We start from the raw sequence: 22,132 nt of genomic DNA on the forward strand, positions 1-22,132 counted from the left end.
TTTTGCTGAATCATTCCATTTTAAGATTTCGGCTTTTGCAGAAAGTTTTATTATTTTTAAAATCAACCAAAAAACTGAACATGAAACAACATGCCTATATTTGCCTCGCCACTGCGGTATTTTTCATATCCGGCAACGCAATCGCTCAACATTCAAGTAGTATTCCTGATAAAATGACCTATCCCAAAACAAAAAAAACCGATGTTAGCGACACCTATTTTGGCACCACAGTAAAAGATCCCTACAGATGGCTCGAAGATGACCGTGCTGAAGATACCAAGGCCTGGGTAAAGGAAGAAAATGCGGTTACTCAAAATTATCTTTCAAAAATTCCTTTCCGGAATAATATTCAAAAAAGGCTTGAGAATCTGTGGAATTATGAAAAATTCTCAGCACCATTTAAAGAAGGCGATTACACCTATTTTTATAAAAATGATGGATTGCAGAATCAATATGTTCTTTACCGTCAGAAAGAAGATTCTGAACCCGAAATATTCCTCGACCCGAATAAGTTTTCAAAAGACGGAACCGCTTCACTGGCCGGAATAGAATTTACAAAAGACGGAAGTATGGCTGCTTACCAGATATCAGAAGGTGGTTCAGATTGGAGAAAAGTCATCATCCTCAATACATCCGATAAGAAAATAATCGGGGATACGCTGACTGATATCAAATTTTCCGGATTGGCCTGGAAAGGTAAAGAAGGATTTTATTACAGCAGTTATGATAAACCTTCCGAAGGAAGTCAGTTATCGGGTTTAACCCAATTCCATAAATTGTATTATCATAAACTGGGAACTTCTCAAAAAGATGACCAGATTATATTTGGAGGCGAAAAAATGCCCAGAAGATACATTGGCGCCGGAGTTACAGAAGATAGTCGCTATCTGATTATATCTGCTGCTGAATCAACTACAGGTAATGAACTTTATATTCAGGATTTAAGTGAGCCCAATAGCAAAATAGTAAATATTGTTACTGGTTTTAAAGGAGATCACAGCATTATTGATAATCAGGGAAGCAAATTATATATACACACCAATTTAAATGCTCCCAATTATAAAATTGTAACGGTTGATGCATCAGCAGCCGGACCTGCAAACTGGAAAGACCTCATTTCTGAAACAGAGAATGTTTTAAGCGTGAGCACCGGAGGAGGCAAAATTTTTGCCAGCTATCTTAAAGACGCTACTTCTATGGTGATGCAATTCTCTATGGATGGAAAAGCTGAACGAACCATTCAGCTTCCGGGTGTAGGATCTGAAGGTGGATTTAATGCTAAAAAGCAGGAAAAAGAACTCTATTACACCTTTACTTCCTATATCTATCCTCCAACTATCTTCAAATACAACATTGCGGATGGAAAGTCTGAAGTATTTAAAAAATCGGCTGTTGATTTTGATCCTAGTAAATATGAATCGAAACAGGTTTTCTACAATTCAAAAGACGGAACCCGCATCCCGATGATTATTACCTATAAAAAGGGATTGGAAATGAATGGCAAAAATCCCACTCTTTTATATGGTTATGGTGGTTTTAATGTAAGTCTTACTCCTTCATTCAGTACTTCCAACATTGTTTTACTGGAGCAGGGGGGAATTTTTGCTGTCCCTAACTTACGAGGTGGCGGAGAGTATGGAGATAAATGGCATAATGCGGGGACAAAATTGTTAAAGCAAAATGTATTTGATGATTTTATAGCAGCAGCTGAATATCTCATCAGCAATAAATATACTTCTACAAACTACCTGGCCATTTCCGGCGGATCAAACGGCGGTTTACTGGTTGGTGCGGTAATGAGCCAGCGACCTGAATTATTTAAAGTTGCTTTTCCGGCAGTAGGAGTTTTGGATATGCTTCGTTACAATAAATTTACTGCCGGCGCAGGATGGGCCTATGATTACGGAACTGCCGAAGAATCTAAGGAAATGTTTGAATATCTGCTTAAGTACTCTCCATACCATGCATTAAAGCCCGGAGTTACTTATCCGGCAACATTGATCACAACAGCTGATCACGATGACCGGGTTGTGCCGGCACATTCATTTAAATATGCCGCCAGACTGCAGGAATTTCATAAAGGCACCAGTCCTGCACTTATACGTATTGAAACTAACGCGGGTCACGGAGCAGGCAAACCAACAGGAAAAATAATTGAAGAGCAAGCCGATAAATGGGCATTTATGCTTTATAATATGGGATTAACTTTCAAATAACTAAATAACCAGGACTTACGAAGATTACTATGCCTTCGTAAGTCTTTAATTTTATTTACAAGGCCATAATTTTAGCGAGATCCTCCGCACTTACATTTAGCAAGCCTGCAACCGGCAGTCTTCTCGTTAACTCCTTCCAGTTCTTATCGGCCTTAAATATCTTTTTAAACATGGGCAAAGCTTTATCCAATTGTTTGCTATTGGCTAATGTAACGGCTGTCCAGTATTGCATTTCCAGATTTTCAGGCTGCATTTCCATGGCGGTTCCGTATTCTTGCATGGCTTTTTGCATGTCATTAACCTCAACGGCCAGATCCCCGTTATTCATGTGTTCATAAGCCTGCTGAACTCTCAGCAATCTCCCCAATTCTTTTAGTGGTTCATCATTATCGTCTACGCGGAGGTCTATACTCCGCTCATTCCAGGGCTCTCCGTTAGATTTAGCCGGAACCAGTAAAAGAGCAGCAGATTGTTTTCCGCGGATATCACCTCCTACCGACTGAGCGGCGTTTAATGCAGCCAGAACCCGCTCGGCCAAAGGCTGGTCGGAATTTGCAGTATATGCTTTACTCATAGCTGCACATACCTGATCTATTAACATCATATTGCTCTGAACTGAAAACTGATCTCCTGTAATATGATCAGCAAACTGAATACATTTCTTGCCTGTGTGAGCGGCTACATTTCCGTTATTATCAACAATAGCTACCTGCCGAACATCTCTTCCCTCATCAGCGGCCAGCAACTCATCCAGAGTTTGCTGAGCAGTTTTCCCCTCTTTCAATAATTTAAGCCCCCTGATCCCAAAAGATTTATTTGTAAAAGACTGGGTGGCTATTGCTCCTACACCGGCTTCAGCCCAGGAAACAGACGTGCCAACCGAAAACCAATGACTCTGAACTGCAACCGCCATCTCGCCGGTTTTGGCATCACGGGCCACAATAGAAAATGTATGAGCAAGGTCTGATGGCTTTAAAGATTGTGCAGTCGCACTAACCGCTGTTAATAAGCAAATCATCACAAATATTTGTTTCATACTATGAAATTTAGGATGTAAAAAAACCCGCCGGGGCGGGTTAAAAATTTATATTAATTACCTGTACTGGCCGAAAAATCTTCACCGGGTTTTCCAATTGTTTTATAGCTTCCTTCACCTTTAAGAATAGACGCCAACATGGATTTATTAGAAATAACTTTTAGGGCTTCATTTACATCTTCATCATATTTAAAGCCTTGTTCAACTCTTCCTTTTTGAAAATAATACCGTGAAACAATTTCATTTTCAAGCACCCGCTTAATTTCCTCTTTAAACTGGGTGAGATCATTTTTCTTACTGAAATTTACCTTAGACTTTAATGCATCCAGCTCATTTTTAATTTCAGATATTTTATTTTCTTTTTCTGCTTCCTCTCCCAGATCGCTTAAGATACGTTCAGTTTTGGTTTTGTAATTGTAATCCTTATCAGACAGGTAGCTTATAAATCTGGCATATTCTGCATCTGACAATTTAAAGTTTTCTGCCTCCGGAACTACCGGATTTTGAATACGGTAATTGGTAGCATAATCAAAAATAAAATATTTCCCCGCCAGGGTTTGGGTAATCATGTTGTACTTAACAGGCTTTACAAACAAATCAGGATAAATGCCACTGCCGTCATATACAAGGCGGCCTGTTTTAGTCCGGTATTGAGTAATTAATGAATCAGCAACTTTAACAACACTGCCTTCCGAATCGCGATGCGTATAATCCAGAGCCTGAATACACCGGCCCGAAGGAGTATAATACTTGGCCACGGTAACTTTTACCAGACTGTTATAAGGCAGATTAAATGTTTGCTGAACCAATCCCTTTCCAAAACTCCTCTGGCCCACAATCACGGCTCTGTCCAGATCCTGTAATGAACCGGCTACAATTTCTGAGGCCGATGCAGATCGATTATTTACCAATACAACTAATGGCAAATTAGGCTCTGCAGGCTGAGTAAAGGTTTTATAGGTAATTGTCTTTTCGCGATTTCTGCCCTTTTGAACCACCACATTTACGTCTTTATTTACAAAGAGATTTACAATTTTAACAGCTTCCTGCAAAATACCGCCGCCATTGTACCTCAGGTCTATCACCAAACCGGTGAGGTTATTTTTTTTAAGTTCAGTAAGCGCATCTTTAACTTCCTGAGCAGAATTTTCAAGAAATTTATCCAGCTTGATATACCCTACATTATTTGGAAGTATGCCATAATAGGTAACATTATCCTGTTTAATGTCTTCCCGCAAAAGCTTTTTTTCAATATTTTTTTCTGTACCGGGACGCTTTAAAAGCAAACTCACGGGACTGCTTTTCGGGCCTTTTAACATTTGGCTTACTTGTTCATTGGATTTTCCTTTTACCGTTACTCCGTTAATTTCAAGTATTTCATCTCCAGAGCGGACATCTGCTTTCTGAGCTGGAAAACCTTCGTAAGGTTCTGATATGATTACTTTCCCGTCGCGGTTTAAAATTGTAGCGCCAACGCCACCATATTGAGTACTAATGTATTTTAGTTTATAATCCTCGATATCAGATTCGGGTATATATTCGGTATAGGGGTCCAGCTCATCAAGCATGGCATCAATGCCAGTCTTCATCATTTTAGATGAATTAACATCATCTACATAATTTATATTGAGTTCTTTATAGACAGATGCAAAAATATCCAGGTTCTTTGAAACCTGAAAAAGATCATCAATAAAAGCAAAAGAGAACACGCTTACCAGAAGGACACCGGTAAAAACAGATCTTTTAATTTTACTATGTGAAGGTTTAGAATGATTCATATCCTAGGGATTTTGTCTTTCTAAAATTACAAAAAAGCCATTGGATACTGCAAGTAATATAAATGTTCCTAAAAAGGAACAGGATCGCTGATTTGCAAAATGCTTACAGGCGGTTGGTGTCTAAATGCTCCATTCCTTTTTTCAGGGTAAATACAACGTATTCCCGGTTGCGTTTTAGCCTGTTCATTAACCGCTGAATGAGTTCCTCTTCCTGGCCCGACTCGTAAGAAAGGTCTTCGTCAGTTAAATGGTTGTACTTGCGTTTAACTTTTAATTTTAAACGAACCCATTCCGTATTGCTAATGCTGATTTCTGCCATGATTGTAATTTCCACAAAAATATATTTAATCAGGGAATTTTTGAGCGCAATTACTATAATTTAAACTGAAACAATATTCTTGCACACTTTTTGTTTAATAGCATCATCTTTAAAAAATTAATACATATCCATTATGAAGAAATATTTTTTAATCGCAGGACTACTTTTGACTACATCTGTAGCTGCACTAGCACAGTTACCTTCTTTTACCGGCGGACTTAAAGCCGGAGTAAATTATTCTGAATTGAAATCTAAAGAAAGCCTGACAGATGCAAATAGCATTTTAGGTTATCAGTTTGGAGCATGGACCCGAGTAGGCGGAGCAGGTTTGTATCTGCAACCTGAAATTTATCTGGGAAGCAAGGGCGGAGAAAATCCAATTGTTATTGATAATAGCGGAAATGAAACTCAGGTAAACGGAAAAGTAAAATTTACAACCCTGGATGTTCCTGTATTATTGGGAACTAAATTTGGACCCAGTAAATTAAACTTTCGTTTGATGGCCGGTCCGGTAATTTCATTTATTGTAGATAAATCAACTACCACCGAAGATGCTTATGCAAGCATAAAAGATTATAAAGATCAGGCTATCGGAGCTCAGGCAGGTGCCGGAGTGGATGTAGGGAATATATCTGTAGATCTTCGTTATGAAGCCGGTTTAAGCAATATCAGTAAAAGCGAAAAATATGATCAGAAACAAAACCTGTTTCATTTAAGTTTAGGATTTAAATTATTCTAAACAGAATAATTTAAAAAAAACCCTGAGACTAAATTAGTCTCAGGGTTTTTTTATGGAAGAAATTTTATGAACTTATCTGCCTAAGGCAACATTCTACTATACTAGAATCAAACACTTAGCTAAATACTTGATGTCTCAAGAATAGAACATCAACACTATTTACAAAAAAGCCGGAAAACTTTCGTAATCCGGCCATCACCTATTATTAGTCTACCTATTAACTAATATCATTATGACTATTTAACAATTTTGATAAACTTATCTGTTTAATGTATTATCCAGAAAAGGTCTGTTTACAAGCGTAGTAGATACAATTGTAATGTCACCTCTGCTGCCAATTGTATATACTCTTCCCTTAGAAAATGATACCGATAATCTGCTTATTACATTGGTAGCAGAACCGGCGTAACGGGTGCTCAGGTTATAAACTCCGTTTGGCAATGCAGTAAAAGCACCACCAGCTTTGTAGGCAACATCAGAACCAACTGCTATTTCTTCTGATGTTAAGGTATTTTTAGCATACAGAGTCATTGGATTTGAGTTTGAAATCGCATTTACAAATCGTACATAGGCTTTACCGGTATCTAAAGCAGGCAACTGATCTTCAATGATAAAACCATCTACAGTTTTATCAGTAGCATTGAAAAAACCACTCTGATATACAGAATAACTCTTACCCGTCTCAATTGTACCTGCAATATTAGAAATGGCAAGATCCTTATCTATTTCTGCAGCTATCTTTCCTTTTAAAGTATATTGTCCTGGTATAATAGCAGAGTAATACCCACCGGAACCAACACTACCATAACCCACTCCCAGCAAAGATTCTACTCCTGTAACGGAGCTTACCGCTGTCATTTTGGTATCATTGGCGTAAAAGTTTACCGGCGGTGCATTCACACCAAAGTTGAAGAATTTTATCATCGACTGAGGAGGATCTCCTGTTATATCCTGAACCGCATTCTTTTCGCAAGAGATTAATACTGTTGCACATAACAGTATCATCATATATATATTGAATTTTTTCATATTATCTAATTAAGGTTGAGTGATCCATAATGGTTTTGTATGGTAATCAAGGGCAAGACCTCCAATAGCATCTAAACCTGGTCTGTTCCAAACATATTCTGAATTATATCTTGGTCTGATACGTTCAACTACTTTTCCACCATTATCAGGGTACAAATCTACTGGAGGAGTAAATCCAAGAAACACTTTATTTCCCGTTACAGGATCGGTATCAGTATAATGATATCTTCTTAAATCCATCCAAGTTTCATTATGTCCCCAACCCCACTGAGCGATGTACTTCTGAGACATGATTTGCGACAGAGTTAATTCTTCTGCAGTAGCCGGAACAATTGCAGGAGATGCAAGGAACGCTGCTTTATCCGCCGCACTTATCTGTGTTGGAGATTGACTATTATCTAAATTTCTGGCATTCACAAAATCAATGTGTGATGAAATTGCATTACGGTAAGCAATTAGTGCAGTCGCTTTATCGCCCATTTTATAAGCTGCTTCTGCCTTAATAAATTGCAACTGAGAATAAGTCATCAAAGGCATTTTTGCCTTATCATCGAATAGATAACGTCCCGGAGACTGCAATCCGCCCGTACCAGGGTAACCATGAAAATTGTTTGGAATTTGTGCTGCTGCCAATGCGCCATTACCAGCTACGTTAATATCCAAACCGCGGTATAATCCATCAGGTGATGGAGCTAATGTACGGCTCATCCGTGGATCAACCACGCCACCAAACTGAGTACCGTTCATTAAGTTAACGATAAACTGCGTTTGTCTGTAGTTGTGAATATTACCTCTGGTTCTTCCCCAAAAGTTAATATCATCATTCTGGCTGTTAGGGTAAGTTAACAAAGGATCATCTGCATTGCTTGCAAACGACTTATCTACAGCAGCAATAATTTCAGCCGGATTGTAACTTGCCTTATTTGAATAGTGATTTAAGTTTAATGCCAGCATTCCGTAAGCAAGCTTTGTCCACTTGGCACGATCGCCATTATAAATTTTATCTGTTCTTGCCAGGTAAGCCTGATCCACGCTGCCATCTGTTCTTTGTAAGTTAGCTATAGCTGCGGTCAGTAATTTCTGAACTTCAAGATAAGCATACTCCTGACTGTCATAATTGAAAGTCAGTTTGGTCTGGTCAATGGCTTCTTTCACAATAATCTCACCATGCGTATCGGTAAGTACCTGCCAGCCCCAAGCTTTTAGAATCTGACCAACACCTAATAAATCCCAACGCTGTTCTGCTTCGGCAAGAGTGTTCATGTCAACCAGGTTCTGACCTAATGTCCAATAAACATCTCTCCATTGTTGTGCACCATTATCTGTTGACGGATCGTAACCCATTCTATCCCAGGTGCTGATTGAAGTGCCAGGTAGATACCAATTTTGTGTATATCGCCCTATCTGGCGTCCCTCATACTGAGGAGATGTTACCATCCAGTGCAGCATTGGCGACAAATAAAGGTTTGCCGACACTGTTTGCGGAGCATTTGGATTAGTGTTTACATCTAAAAACTTTTCGCAACTGGTTGCTGATAATAATAAAGCGCCAAGTACTAAACTATATATTTTTCTCATATTAAATCCTCCTGTTATAATCCTATTTTGACACCAAAGTTGATTCCTTGTGGTATCGGGAAGTTACCGTAATCAATACCTGCCGCTCCTGATCCTCCAACAGCTGCACTGTTACCATTCACTATCGGATCAAGTCCTGAATAATTGGTGAATAATAAAAGATCAGTACCGGTTACAAATACAGATGCTTTCTTAACGAAGTTCTGCTTTTTAAGCAGAGACGCCGGTAAAACATAACTTAATGTTACATCTCTTAATCTCAACCAATTGATATCTTTCTCAATAAATAATTCTTCGCTTATTGCAGTATAATAAGAATTCTGCACGCTTGGAACTACAACAATATTGTTTTGAGTAGGTGTACTTGTATTCTCTTTACCATCTCTAAGTACGCCTTCGATAACTCTTGGCTCATTTCTGTCCAGAGTACGCATACTTAAACCTCTTGCAGTAAGAAACTGCTCGGTCGCATTCAATACATCACCACCTTTTCTGATATCAACCAGGAAATTTAATGATAGATTTTTATACTTAAACGTGTTTGTTACACCAATTGAGAAGTCAGGCTGACGATCATAACCGCCATCAACAAATATTGAAGAACGCAATGGCAAACCAGAAGTCGGATCGATCAGCATTTGTCCGGCAGTATTTCTAAGATAATATAATCCGGTTAATGAACGGGTTGATAAACCTGGTGCAGTACCGTTACGCACGTTACCAAAAAGCCATGTATCAGAAACATATGACTCCGGCAAAGCATTCGGCAATGCCAAAACCTTACCTCTTGCACTTTCAAAATTGGTTAATATATCCCAGGAGAAATTAGCATTCATTACCGGAGTTCCTCTCAAGGTAATTTCCAAACCTTGATTTCTTGTCTCGGCTCCGTTTAAATTGAACAGGATAAATCCGGTTGCATAACTTCCTCTGATATCATTTACAATCTGATCCTGAGTTTGCTTGCGGTAAAGGGTTAAATCAATACCAAGTCTGTCTTTTAAGAAACTTAATTCGGTACCAACCTCGTAAGATTTTGCAAACTCTGGTCTCAGATCCAGGTTCGGACCAGTAAATCCATAACCGTATCCACCATTAGAAGTAGTTTTATATTCTAAAGAAGGACGGTAAGCATATGGTCTCGCATCTTTACCAACCTCTGCGTAAGCAGCTCTCAGCTTACCGGTCATAAACTCGCCCAATGAGGGGAAGGCATCTGTAAAGATGAAACTGGTTGAAATTGACGGATAGAAGAATGAATTCTTATCCTTAGGTATAGTTGAAGTCCAGTCATTTCTTCCTGTAACGGTAAGGTAAAGGAAATCTTTGTAGGCAACAGTAGCACTACCAAAAGCACTTACCAATCTACGCTGCGCAATTCTCGTCTGATTTGTGCGCAGAGATGTATTATTTACAGAAACAAAGTTTGGATCAAGAAAATCCTGACCTTTTATCGCATCTGTATTGGATTTAAAATCCTGAATTGAATTACCTAATAAACCGTTTATAGTAATATCTTTTGCAATTTTCTGACTGTTGAAATTAAACAAAGTCTGAGAACTGATATTACGGGTTACATCATTTGCCACATCAATTACTCCGTTAAAAGTATTGCCATAAGCACTTTCAGGATGACGTAAAAGCATATTCTGGTTGATGTAAGCATCAACACCTAAATTTGTTTTAAGATTACCAAATTTAAACGGAGTGATAACCAAACCAAGATTAGATAAAATGCGATTAGTCTTGGATGTAATGATATTCTTTTCTACGTTAAAATATGGATTATCCACTTCAGAGCTGGCTGATAAATTCGTCAACCGACGTCTTGTACCAGCAGCAGTAAGATAATCTTTTGCATCATCTGTTTGAGGCCAAACCAACAAACCGATTAGCGGACCACCCACACCTTTAAAAGACTGATCGTTCTTTGCATAGGTATAACCCATTGAAAGATCTGCTTTTAACCATGAATTAACCTGTGCCCCGGAAGCTCCGGTTACATTTATTTTATCGTATAATGAGTTTGGAACTACACCTTCCTGGTTAGTAAAGGAAGTTGCAACCCGGTAATTGATTTTATTATCAGGAGCGGCACCGCTAAATGATAAATTGTGTTTTTGAGTTAATGCAGTTTGGAAAAAACCATCCACGTTATCAAAGAATTGTGTTCCCTGAGCATATGGAGCACCGTAATATAAGAATGTGGTACTTCCTACGGCACTTGGACCATAAACTTGCTGAATTTCTGGTTTTGCACGGGTATTTTCTATTCTTAAGCTGTTGCTGTATTCAATGCCACCCACGCCTGCTTTGCCACGTTTAGTGGTAATTACTATTGCACCATTTGCCGCATCAATACCGTATAAAGCCGCAGCTTCAGGTCCTTTCAATACAACTAAGCTTTCAATATCATCGGGATTTATATCGGCCGATCTGTTTGTAAAATCTACTCCCCTGTTACCAAAAGCGGTAAGAGAATTCGCATCAGAAGCCAAAACGCCGGTATTCAGTGTTTTGTTATCCATTGGCAAACCATCAATAATCATTAATGGCTGATTGCTTCCGCTTATAGAACTTACCCCTCTGATAGTAATTGATGAGGAAGCTCCGGGAACACCGGAAGAGCTTGTTACATCAACACCTGCAACACGTCCCTGTAAAGCATTGATAAAGTTCTCTCTCTGTGTCTGAGCAATATCCGCTCCTTTTACACTCTGCTGAGCAGTAGTTATAGATCTCTTATTAGCAGTTTGCCCTAATGCAGTAACTACTACCTCATTAAGAGATGTTGCATCAGTTCTTAGGGTTACATTTATAACTTTGTCCGCTCCTACGGTTCTCTCCTGGGTTACAGTTCCTAAAAAACTGAAAACCAAAACCTGTCCCTGACTAGCTGAGATTGAGAAATTTCCATTCACACCGGTTTGAGTTCCGGTATTCGTTCCCTTGATCTTAACAGATACTCCGGGTAAAGGCAGTCCATCTTCATCAGATACCTTACCGCTAACGCCGGTTAATTGGGCCATAGCTTGTACGGTTACGAAGAAGATACCCAGGAACAACATGAGTAGTCTTTTTTTCATACTTTAATTTTTAATTACGTTGGTTAATTGAATTAATAGGCATTAAAATTTTATTCAAATTCCTTAAAAGAATCTCAATATTCAATCTCCTAAATTTGGATTAATTGCAGATATACGCAAGGATTTTTTGTAAAAAACTTATAAAAACGCAATAAAATTTTGTTCTAATACAGATTTTTCAAAGTGTATTTTTAACACAATGATTTGTTTTTTAGATCATAAAAACAAAGCCATAACATATTTAAACACATATTATTAACTTTTATGAATAATTGAAAAAATCACAAGGCCCAGCTTTTCTCAAAAAAAATATCCTGCAAAGAATTGCATAATTTTTATAATTAATAATGTAATTTTCATGTTAATTAGAGAGTTTCAGGATAACATTTTAAAATTGAAAATTACAATCCTGCATAAAACAGCAAACTAATAACAAAAAATAATGGAAGAGCAAGGCAATTTGACTATGCTGAAAAAAGAAAGGCACGCTTTTATTATTAAGCAAATCAATTTGCATAATAAGGTTCTGTCCTCAGATCTGAGTGTTCAACTGCAGGTTTCAGAAGATACCATCAGGCGGGATTTAAATAATCTGGCTGAAGAGGGCAAAATTCTGAAAGTTCATGGCGGCGCCCTGTCTAAATCCTTTCATTCTCCTTACCAGCTTAATGAGATTTATGCCAAGGATTCTAAAAAAGAAGTAGCGCAAAAAGCAATAGAGCTTATATCCGAGGGAATGGTTGTATTAACAGGTGGCGGAACAACCATGGTTGAAATGGCCCGTCTAATTCCCGATGAACTCGAAGCAACATTTTTTACCGTTAGCCCGCTGGTAGCACTTGAACTTTCTGAACATCCCAAACTAACCGTAATACTGATGGGCGGTCAATTAAGTAAAAACGCACATATTAATATAGGTTCCAAAACCGTAACTGATTTAATGGACATCAAAGTAGACCTTTGTTTTTTAGGCGCTAATGGAATTGATTTAAAGGAAGGGATTACTGATTCTGACTATGAAGTAGTTCAGGTAAAAAAGGCAATGATTCGTTCTGCGGCAAAGGTGGCTATTATGAGTATTTCTGAAAAATTGGAGTCGGTGCAGAAAATGAAAGTTTGCAGTTTAAGTAATCTGGAATATCTGATTTCTGATCTTAATCCGGATGATCCTAAATATACCGCCTACAGTGAGTTTGTAAAAGTGATTTAAACTTATTTATTCAGTTATTTTAAATAAGAAAAGCCGTTCTCGAACGGCTTTTCTTATTTAAGGTTTTAAAAAGTCGGATCTTTTGGTGTATTCGTATTGTTATCTCTTTCGGTAAAAGGATAAGGAAAGAAACTTCTCTTACGTTCTGTTACCGGTCTTTGCAGTCTTCGCATATCTTCAAGTCTTAAGCCAGACATAAAAAGCTCTATTGAACGCTGCTTATAAATCTGCTCCAACAGTTCTGTTTGAGTGAAAGTACCGGTTAAAGCAGGTAAATCTGCACCAATTCCAAATGGATCGCTTGCAGGAGTTTTGGTAATTACTTTATTTAATTCAATTAAAGATGCGGAAAGGTCCGGCTGACGAGCCAATACTTCAGCTTTAATTAAAGTCATTTCTGAAGGCAAATAAAGTGGAATCGGTGTAATTGCAGTTGCTCCAAAACCATTAATCCTTACAAGAGGAGCTATTGTTGGGCTCAAAGAAGTGTAAAATGGAATCCGCTTATCTGCCGCATCAGGCTGAAGTGTACCGGATAAGCCCAGATTGGCATTAATTGGCTGGAAAACGTTATTTGTTGAAGTCGCAATCTGAAAAATTGGATTTAATGAAACTGCATCAAAAATAAATACAGAACGTTTGCTTAGATCCACACTATTTGCAGAAGACAAAGCCAGAGCATAATTTCCGGCAAATAAAGCATAGCGTGCTTTAAGAGCATACAGCGTATTAGGAATATCAATTCCTGCAGGCATATTGGTAATAAAACTCGGACTAATTGCATTTGCGCTAATAACCGCCAATGCTTTATCTATAGCAGCTATAGCTTGATTATATCCTTCTATGCGTGTAATAAAGGCAACATTCGGCTTTCCCACTTCGGCAGGAACATTATCCCAATAAGTTGATAAATTGCCAATTGCCAATGCTTTAAAAATACTTGCATAAGCAATTAATCCACTGGCATAACTTTTATCAGTCAGTAGTTCTGCGTTATTAATAACCTGGTCTGAATCGTAAATAATTTTATTTGCGTTGGTCCAGAGTTGATTCAAAATAGAATTTGTTCCGTCAATTGTTGTTCCTCCGGTGCTTAATTGAAGCTCGGGAATATTACCGGCATTTCGCAGTTCAAGCTCATTGGACACAAATCCGTTGGCCGTTACCGAATTAAATATTATTCCGGTACGTCCCAAAGTGTACAATCGCTGTATACCAACTGTTACTGCCGTTAACCCGCGTGGTGAGCTTAGTGCAATCGATTCATTCGCTTTCTGCGGATCTATATAATCTTTTGTGCAGGATGCGCTAACAAGCAGTAAAACTGCTAATGCATATGATGTGATCTTATTTATATTTTTCATCTTAAAATTTTTAAATACTGTATTGTAGGATTGGGTATTTACTTTAATTAAAGTTTAACCTGTAAACCTAAACTGAAGGTTCTTGGAATTGGAACTGATCCAAAATCGATACCCCTCAAAATGGTGCTTTGGCCTCCTGAGTTCAGTTCAGGATCATATCCTTTGTAATTATCCCATGAAACCAGATTTCGTCCACTTACATTTATGGTCAGATCTTTAAAGAATTTTACACTTCCAATATTGTATCTCAATGATACTTCTCTAAGTTTTACGAAAGAGCCATCATCAATCCGCCACTCTTCAATAGCATATACTCCGGCAACATAACCTCTTGGCAATTCCCCGTTATGCTCCTGTTCTGCTACCTTTCCGTTACCTACTCCCTGACGAGTTCTCCAGTCGGCGTTCCACACATCTACTCCCTGAACTCCATCTAGCTGCAAATGCAATGAAAGTTTTTTGTAGCTGAAGTCATTTATTACAGAAAATGAATAATCAGGATTAGGATCACCGATCACTTTACGTAATGGAGTACCAGTCGGAAGCGGCAAACCATCTGCACCTCTTTGAATAGTGTAATTGGTACCGTTTTGAATACCTCTTTCAATCAAAGGAATACCTGCTGCATTTTTCAATAACTCACCGTTAGCATCTCTTGCGAAAAATGTTCCGTAAAATACACCAATTGGTTCGCCATCAATAATTGCTACCGGAGCTCCTGGATTTGTACTAAATAATCTTAAACCTCCTACGCTTAAAGCTTCATTCTTATTACGATTGTATATTACTGAAGCATTCCAGCTGAATTGTTCACTGCGTACCGGAGTACCGCTTAAAACGATTTCAATTCCTTTGTTTCTTAATGAGCCAACATTATCGAGTAAACTTGAATAACCGGTTGTTGGTGCAACTACTCTCGAAATTAATAAATCAGAAACCTTTTTGTTATACCAGTTAAATTGAAGGCCAAGTCTGTTTTTCAGGAAAGAAAGATCTGTACCAATTTCTAATTCTTCCTGACGTTCGGGCTTTACATTTTCGTTAGCAAGCGTGGCACTTGAAAATAAAGAACTCCGCCCTAAGTATGCCTGTGTAAAATATGCGTTAAAACGATCGTATGGACCGATTCCTGTTAAATTACCTGATTGGCCATACGCCATTCTTAATTTCAAAACATCCCACCACGATGAAAGTCCTGTATTGTTCCAAAAATCTGTTGATGAGATCACATAACTTCCGCTTCCTTTAAGATACGTTTGAGTACGCTGATCTTCCCCAAAAACTGATGACTGATCTACCCGAACCGCTCCCGTTAAAAAGAAATGATCTTTATATTTAAAGTTTTGCTGAAAGTAAGCTCCATTAATCGAATATTCGCTCCGTCCGTCAACACTTGGTAATGCCGTGCTGGCACCGTTTACCGTTTCTACTAATGGGCCCAAACCCTGACCGTTCAGCAATCCATAACGGCCTTTTTCATATTGAAATGAATAACCTAACTGACTTGTTGAAGATATCTGGTCATTAATATTGGCCTGATATGTAGCATTTAACTCATTATTAATTAAAAAAGAAGTATTGCTGGCAGCACTTGCATATCCATTCAAAGCAGGATCTAATGATGGACCACCTCCAAAAAAGCCTGTACTTACATTATATGCAAAAGGCGGAATGTAAGTAGTTCCGTTCTGAGTCGAATTATCAACACCCACTGTATAATCTACAATCAGATTTTTAACAGGGAATAGCTTGAGTGTTGTATTTGCCAGAATACGGTTGGTTTCCTGGCGCTGCTTAATATCTTCGATTACGGAAACCGGATTAACCCGACCTCTTTCTCCTACCGCCCTGATATTACCTAAGGCATCTCTGGTAAATAAGTCATGGAAATTACCAAGTATAGTTACAGAGTTCATTGGTGAAAAGAACGAGTTACCATCGGGTTTTTCATTTGCTGCACTATTTATGTAATTTAAACCAGCACTGAACGAAGCCCACTTAGACACCTGCTGATCTAAATTAGCCCGGAAACTAAATCTTCGGAAATCAGTATTCTTGATAATACCCTCGTTTGAGAAGTATGAAAGAGAGGTGAAATACTTCGTATTATCCTTACCGCCTGAAACCGATATATTATTGTCTGTACCTGTAGCCGACTGGAAAATATAATCCTGATAATCATACCTTGTAACAGGAGTAGTGGTAGTTAAAGATGGCGTTAGAATATCCTGAGTTACTGCATCAACAGAACCTCCAAATTTTACAGGAGATTGGTTCACTTCAACTTTCTTACGTAATTCCCCTAAGGTTAGGTTAGTTGAAAAATTAACAACCGGTGCTCCTGAACTTCCTCTTTTTGTAAAGATTTGTACCACCCCTGAATTGGCTCTTGAACCGTAAATGGCTGCAGCTGCTGCACCGTTCAATACTTCAACCCGGTCAATATCAGCTGGATTTATATCCACCAGTCTATTTTGACCAATGCTTCCTACAAAATTTCCTCCATCATAGTTAGAGGAGGTGTTGGTTACCCTTGTAGTAGAGTTATTAACAATAACTCCATCAATAATATAAAGAGGTTCAGATGATGAGTTTACAGAACTAATACCACGTAACCTGACAGACATTCCCCCTGCCGGATCTCCGTTGTTCTGCGTAATCTGGGCACCTGCGGCTTTTCCCTGTAATGAAGAAAGCACATTTCCGCTGCCACTTCGATTTAAGTCTTCACCTTTTACTGTGCTTACATAATTACCCAATTGCTTTCGGGTAGTTCCCTGAGATGTACCGGTTACAATAACCTCATCCAGGCCAACCATACTTTCAGACAACTCGGCATTTACTACAACCTGCGAGCCTGAGCCAAGTTCTACAGTTTTGGTTTGTGAACTATAACCTAAAAATGAAAAAACAACCTGAATCCTACCGGGATTGAGAGAGGCATTCAAATTAAAATTCCCCTCACTGTTTGATGAGGTTGCGAAAGAAGCATTTTGAATTTTAATTACCACACCAGGCAATGCTTCCTTTGTACGGGCATCTGTTACCCTTCCGGTAATAACATAATTGGTTGTTTGTGAAATGGCCTCTCCGGATAATACAAAAAGGAAGAGAGCAGAAAGTAAAGCTAAATTGAGCTTATACCGTCCAATAGAGTAAATTTTCTTCATAGACTATTTTTGATTTTTATTAAAATTAATGAAACTTACTAATTCGGCAAACATATTTTGCCCATGCAAACTGAGGGAACCTGTAATCTTCCTCCAAAATCAATCGGTCCACCCGCAACAGTTTCATTTGCTAAAATGGCAAACAGGGCCGCTTCCTTGGCATCAGGATTTATATTTAACTCTTCGGTATTGGCGAAACGTGCAAACGGCACCCCATTTTTAAGGTGTTCCACCATTAACGGGTTATGCATTCCTCCACCACTCATATAAATTACAGGCGAATCTTTTTCTGAAAAACTTTCCAGAATAGATTTAACTATACAATCTGCAGAAAATTTACAAAGTGTGGCTAAAATATCTTCATTAGGAAGATGCGGCTGAACTGATTTTTCCATTGCATTTTCAAGGTATTGCAAATTGAATAATTCAGGACCTGTAGATTTTGGAAACCCTGCCCTAAGAAACTCGTGATCTAGCAGTGAAGCTAGTAACCCGAAATTTACTTTTCCGGTACGGGCCAGTTTTGAATCTTCATCATAATACATACCTGGATAATGTTTTTGAATAAACTGATCCATCATGGTATTTCCCGGGCCAATGTCGGTAGAAAAAATATTGGAGGCATCCAAATCAGCCGGAAGGTAAGTAAAATTAGAAATCCCTCCTATATTGAGCATAATTCTGTTTTCTCCTTCTTTAGAGAAAATAAGATAATCGCCATAAACAGCAAGAGGTGCGCCTTCACCACCCGCAGCCAAATGCTTCTGGCGAAAATCGCAAATGGTAATGATTCCAGTCTTTACCGCGATGTGATCTCCGTCCGCAATCTGCAGCGTGGCATTTGGGTAATTTTCAAGGCCGTGAAGTTGCTTTGGGGCATGAAAAATGGTTTGCCCGTGGCTGGCAATCAGATCGAAATCAGAGGGAGAAACGTTCCATTCTTTTAATGTATCAAGAATCATTTCTGCATGCGTAATAGCTATTTGTTCATTTAACAAACAAACTTTCTGCAGATCTGCATCCCTTCTTGAAAAAACACTTTTAATTTCTTCCTTAAATTCTGAGGAAAAAGGAACAGTAGTAAAATTTTGAATTTTTATGCGGCTTGAAGTTCCTGAGCCGGAACAGCTGCACCAGGCAATATCAAGTCCGTCCATTGAAGTGCCAGACATCAGACCAATTATTTGGCGTTCTGATTTTGAGGCAATGGAGAACAATTTTTTAATATTAACATTCATATATGTTATAAATATAACCCGTAATAAATATAGGGGCATTTTATTCAAACCTGCATAAAACTGCAAATTTATTTTTTATCGTGATGATTAACGCATGCTTTCTTTTTTGTAATTATATTTGCCTTTCACCCTAACGATTGACTATCAGATGGCCAGATTAAATTTATTGGAAGAAACACGCTTCGAAAAATTACCTGTAACGGTCTACCCAAATCAGCAAATAGCCGCAAAAAATGTGGCCCGCCGAATTGCAGACCTGATTATCAGAAAACAGAAATCTAATGAAATTGCAGTTCTGGGACTGGCTACCGGGGTAACTCCCATCGGCGTATATGAAGAACTGGTGCGCCTTCACAAAGAAGAAGGTTTGAGTTTTAAAAATGTTATTACATTCAATCTGGATGAATATTTCCCGATGAGGCCAACATCTTCTCAAAGCTATGTAGCTTTTATGAAGGAAAATTTATTCGATCATATCGATATCAATATGGACAATGTGCATGTTCCTGATGGTACGTTGTCAATTGAACAAATCCCTGCCTATTGCCTGGAATACGAAAAAAAGATTAGTAGTTATGGTGGTTTGGATCTGCAGATTCTTGGAATTGGCCGTACCGGACACATTGGTTTTAACGAGCCTGGTTCTGCACCAAATTCGGGTACACGTCTGGTGACTCTGGATGATCTGACCCGTCGGGATGCTTCACGCGATTTTGGAGGAAAAGAAAATGTACCAACCAAGGCTATCACCATGGGAATAGGCACTATCTTCAAAGCCCGTGAAATTATATTAATGGCCTGGAACCGTAAAAAAGCTCAGATCATTAAAAAAGCGGTGGAGGGTGAAATGTCATCAGATGTTCCGGCCACTTACCTTCAGTTATCCGAGAATGTTGAATTCGTTCTGGATCAGGATGCGGCAGCTGAACTTACCCGTTTTGATACTCCGTGGCTGGTTAAAGACTGTGTTTGGGATGATAAACTAATTAAAAAAGCAGTGATCTGGTTATCCAATATCCTTGGAAAACCTATTCTTAAACTTACAGAAGAAGATTATAACAATCACGGAATGGCAGAACTGGCTACTGAAAAGGGCCCGGTTTACAACATAAACATTCATATTTTTAATAAGATACAGCATACCATTACCGGCTGGCCCGGTGGAAAAGCCAATGCGGATGACAGTCAGCGGCCAGAACGTGCGGTACCTGATAAAAAGCGGATCGTCATTTTTTCTCCGCACCCGGATGATGATGTTATTTCGATGGGCGGAACATTTATCCGCCTGGTAGATCAGGGACATGATGTGCATGTGGCCTATCAAACCTCAGGTAATACAGCGGTATGGGATGATGATGCGTTGCGTTTTGTTGAATTTATCCGAGATTTTGGAAAATCCGTTGATATGGATATCACTAAAATTGAAGAGATTTATTCGGATATGCGCTCTTTTATAGAAAGCAAACAACCAAACCAGGTAGACACTAAAGAAATTCAAACTGTTAAAGGACTCATCCGTAAGGGTGAGGCAATTTCAGGAGCCCGTTTTGCCGGACTTACGGATGATCATATTCATTTTATGGCCCTTCCTTTTTATGAAAAAGGAAAAACTCAAAAAAATCCGGTTTCGGAAGATGACATTTTGCAAACGATGGACTTGCTTCGCTCAATCAAACCTCATCAGATTTTTGCAGCAGGTGATTTTGCCGATCCGCATGGAACACATAAAGTATGTTTTGATATCATCATTGCGGCGCTTGATCGTTTAAAAAATGAAGAGTGGATTAAAGACTGCTGGCTTTGGATGTACCGCGGAGCCTGGCATGAATTTGAAACGCATGAAATTGAGATGGCTGTGCCTCTTTCTCCGCAGGAAGTGGAACGCAAACGATATGCAATATTTAAGCACCAGTCACAAAAAGATCACCCTGTTTTTCCCGGAGACGACTCCAGAGAATTTTGGCTTCGGGCTGAAGATCGCACCCGCGAAACTGCTATTGCCTACGATAAATTAGGCATGGCTGAATATGAAGCCATGGAAGCATTTGTGAGATATCGATTTATTTAGAATTTAATCTTTTCTGAATAAATTTAATAAATGAGAAGGCTTTGATTTCCCTCGCGGAAGTTCAAAGCCTTTTTTATTAAAATAAAAAAGCGCAGTTTTATAATTCTTATAGCCATCAAATGTCCGAAGCTTCTATTTTACAAAAGTCCTCTCCCCGTTTATTATCACTGGATGTTTTTCGAGGTTTTACCGTTGCCGCCATGATCCTGGTTAATAATCCAGGCGACTGGGGCCACATTTATGCCCCGTTGAAACATGCAGAATGGCATGGCGCTACACCTACCGATCTGATTTTCCCATTTTTTCTATTCATTGTAGGCGTTTCCATCAGTTATGCATTAGGCACAAAAAAAGAAAACAGCGCAAATCATTCTGATCTGATCTTAACAGCTTTTAAAAGAGCCCTGATATTATTTGGATTGGGTTTATTTCTGTCGCTGTTCCCAAAAATATTTACAGATCCCATAGATGCTTTAAAAAATGTTCGAATTCCGGGAGTGCTGCAACGCATCGCAATTGTCTTTTTTGTTTCAGCAGTCATATTTATAAAGACAAGCGGCAGAACCCAGTTGCGGATTCTGATAGGCCTGTTAGCCGGATATTGGATCTTAATGACATTAATTCCTGTTCCCGGGGTTGGCTACCCCAATCTGGAAAAAGAAACTAACCTTGCCGCATGGTTAGACCGAACCATTTTAACTGAAGCACATGTTTGGAAATCCGCTAAAACATGGGATCCGGAAGGAATATTAAGCACTTTACCTGCAATTGGCAGCGGGCTTTTTGGTGTTTTGATAGGCTCATGGCTTCGAAGAAAAGATCGGGAAGATAGTGTAAAGGTATCCTGGATGTTTTCCGTCGGGGTAATTACAGTACTACTCGGATTACTTTGGGACTTGTGTTTTCCAATAAATAAATCACTGTGGACCAGTTCCTACGTTTTATACTGCGGAGGACTTGCAACTATCGGACTAGCAATATGCTATTGGCTGATCGATGTGCAGGGTTATAAAAAATTAACCACACCATTTGTTGTATATGGCGTGAACGCGATTACTGTCTTTTTCCTATCGGGTTTAATTCCGAGAATATTAAATTTGATTCAGGTAAAAATGTCCGACGGCCGCGAAGTTGGTGCAAAGGTTTGGATGTACGAGACTTTTTATACCCCCTATTTCACTCCGGTAAATGCTTCTTTGGCGGGCGCTGTAACATTTATACTGATTTGGCTTCTAATTTTATGGATCATGTACTCTAAAAAAATTATCATCAAAGTTTAAGCCTATTAAGCAGCAATACTT

General features: G+C 38.8%; 14 protein-coding genes. 5 read left to right on the top strand and 9 right to left on the bottom strand.

All coding sequences use genetic code 11. The features are described from left to right. Positions 1–173: 173 nt before the first annotated feature. Complete coding sequence (locus tag G521_RS0102800; protein WP_245580842.1) at positions 174–2,216, top strand: prolyl oligopeptidase family serine peptidase; 2,043 nt, start codon at positions 174–176, stop codon at positions 2,214–2,216. Between the two features lie 55 nt (positions 2,217–2,271). Here G521_RS0102800 and G521_RS0102805 read toward each other — a convergent pair whose 3' ends face one another. The 3 genes from G521_RS0102805 to G521_RS0102815 form a co-directional block, all read right to left on the bottom strand. Then, complete coding sequence (locus G521_RS0102805; RefSeq protein ID WP_026897161.1) at positions 2,272–3,252, bottom strand: DUF1028 domain-containing protein; 981 nt, start codon at positions 3,250–3,252, stop codon at positions 2,272–2,274. Positions 3,253–3,305: 53 nt separating this feature from the next. Further along, the gene (locus G521_RS0102810) at positions 3,306–5,030 is read right to left on the bottom strand and encodes a S41 family peptidase (protein ID WP_036678041.1); all 1,725 of its coding nucleotides are present in this window, start codon (positions 5,028–5,030) and stop codon (positions 3,306–3,308) included. Positions 5,031–5,133: 103 nt separating this feature from the next. Beyond that, positions 5,134–5,364 (bottom strand): hypothetical protein, encoded by a 231-nt coding sequence (locus tag G521_RS0102815; protein WP_309425072.1) that lies wholly within the window; start codon positions 5,362–5,364, stop codon positions 5,134–5,136. A 118-nt stretch (positions 5,365–5,482) separates the two neighbouring features. Here G521_RS0102815 and G521_RS0102820 point away from each other — a divergent pair, with 118 nt between their 5' ends. Further along, positions 5,483–6,088 (top strand): porin family protein, encoded by a 606-nt coding sequence (locus G521_RS0102820; RefSeq protein WP_026897164.1) that lies wholly within the window; start codon positions 5,483–5,485, stop codon positions 6,086–6,088. Between the two features lie 258 nt (positions 6,089–6,346). Here G521_RS0102820 and G521_RS0102825 read toward each other — a convergent pair whose 3' ends face one another. Genes G521_RS0102825 through G521_RS0102835 form a run of 3 tightly spaced genes read right to left on the bottom strand, consistent with a single transcriptional unit; the run spans position 6,347 to position 11,781 of the window. After that, entirely contained in the window at positions 6,347–7,117 is a 771-nt protein-coding gene (locus tag G521_RS0102825) for a DUF4397 domain-containing protein (protein WP_026897165.1), read from the bottom strand. Positions 7,118–7,126: 9 nt separating this feature from the next. Then, a complete protein-coding gene (locus tag G521_RS0102830; protein WP_026897166.1) occupies positions 7,127–8,695 on the bottom strand; it encodes a RagB/SusD family nutrient uptake outer membrane protein in 1,569 nt (522 codons plus the stop codon). Between the two features lie 14 nt (positions 8,696–8,709). Further along, positions 8,710–11,781, bottom strand: a complete 3,072-nt coding sequence (locus tag G521_RS0102835; protein ID WP_026897167.1) for a SusC/RagA family TonB-linked outer membrane protein — start codon at positions 11,779–11,781, stop codon at positions 8,710–8,712. A gap of 466 nt (positions 11,782–12,247) precedes the next feature. Between G521_RS0102835 and G521_RS0102840 the strand changes: the two genes are divergently transcribed. Next, a complete protein-coding gene (locus G521_RS0102840) occupies positions 12,248–12,991 on the top strand; it encodes a DeoR/GlpR family DNA-binding transcription regulator (RefSeq protein WP_026897168.1) in 744 nt (247 codons plus the stop codon). A 65-nt stretch (positions 12,992–13,056) separates the two neighbouring features. Here G521_RS0102840 and G521_RS0102845 read toward each other — a convergent pair whose 3' ends face one another. From G521_RS0102845 to G521_RS0102855, 3 genes are read right to left on the bottom strand one after another with little or no spacing between them, the layout of a single operon-like run. Then, positions 13,057–14,355, bottom strand: coding sequence for a RagB/SusD family nutrient uptake outer membrane protein (locus G521_RS0102845; RefSeq protein ID WP_026897169.1), 1,299 nt, complete (start codon positions 14,353–14,355; stop codon positions 13,057–13,059). Positions 14,356–14,402: 47 nt separating this feature from the next. Beyond that, positions 14,403–17,525 (bottom strand): SusC/RagA family TonB-linked outer membrane protein, encoded by a 3,123-nt coding sequence (locus tag G521_RS0102850; RefSeq protein WP_036678045.1) that lies wholly within the window; start codon positions 17,523–17,525, stop codon positions 14,403–14,405. 38 nt (positions 17,526–17,563) lie between these two features. Beyond that, on the bottom strand, positions 17,564–18,763 hold the full coding sequence (locus G521_RS0102855) for an anhydro-N-acetylmuramic acid kinase (protein ID WP_026897171.1): 1,200 nt from the start codon (positions 18,761–18,763) through the stop codon (positions 17,564–17,566). Positions 18,764–18,911: 148 nt separating this feature from the next. Here G521_RS0102855 and nagB point away from each other — a divergent pair, with 148 nt between their 5' ends. Together nagB and G521_RS0102865 are read left to right on the top strand one after the other, a co-directional pair. Then, entirely contained in the window at positions 18,912–20,831 is a 1,920-nt protein-coding gene (gene nagB, locus G521_RS0102860; protein ID WP_026897172.1) for a glucosamine-6-phosphate deaminase, read from the top strand. A gap of 119 nt (positions 20,832–20,950) precedes the next feature. Then, entirely contained in the window at positions 20,951–22,111 is a 1,161-nt protein-coding gene (locus tag G521_RS0102865; protein WP_026897173.1) for an acyltransferase family protein, read from the top strand. Positions 22,112–22,132: the final 21 nt, after the last annotated feature.

The organism is Daejeonella oryzae DSM 19973, from assembly GCF_000422945.1.
Lineage (GTDB): Bacteria > Bacteroidota > Bacteroidia > Sphingobacteriales > Sphingobacteriaceae > Daejeonella > Daejeonella oryzae.